1 protein-coding gene is annotated in these 534 nt (G+C 67.6%); it reads right to left on the reverse strand.

The genetic code is table 11. The features are described from left to right. Nucleotides 1-534, reverse strand: a 534-nt coding sequence (locus IEV86_RS17685; protein ID WP_188484858.1) for a D-alanyl-D-alanine carboxypeptidase, incomplete at both ends; no start/stop codon positions are given.

A 534-nucleotide genomic window follows, 5' to 3' on the forward strand; every position in this document is an offset into this window, starting at 1 on the left:
GATCGAGAACGCGTCCTTGGCCGGGTGTTCGCTGCGCCCCCGCCATTCGGCGTTCTTCGACCCGACGTAGGCGGTGTCGACCATGATCGGCTGGATCGGAGTGATCACGCCCTTGGCGATATCGGACCGGGACCAGCCGGAGTCGAAGTCCTCGCCGACGTAGCGGCTCGCATCCAGGTTGAGGGCCACCTCGGTGACGTTCTGGTCTTCGAGCGCTGCTGCGGTGTCTTCGGCCAGGGTCCGCAGTCCCCCGTGCCCGTTGACCGAACCGGGATCGGAGTCTCCGGCCGACAGGAGCACATCGCCGCCGCCGGTCAGCGTCAGGGTGTTCGTGTCCGCGTCGAAGTCCGTCGTCGTCGCCAGGCGCGTCTCCCCGCCGATCGCGGACAGTGAGGCGGCCGCTGTGAGCACCTTCGTCACGGAGGCGGGAGTGCGCGGCTTCGTCTCGTCCTTCGCGTAGAGGACGTCGTCGCTGATCCCGTCGCGAACCTCGAGGCCGAAGCCCTTGACCTTCGAATCCTTGAGCACGGCGTC

Source organism: Cellulomonas carbonis, assembly GCF_014636275.1.
Classification (GTDB): domain Bacteria; phylum Actinomycetota; class Actinomycetes; order Actinomycetales; family Cellulomonadaceae; genus Actinotalea; species Actinotalea carbonis.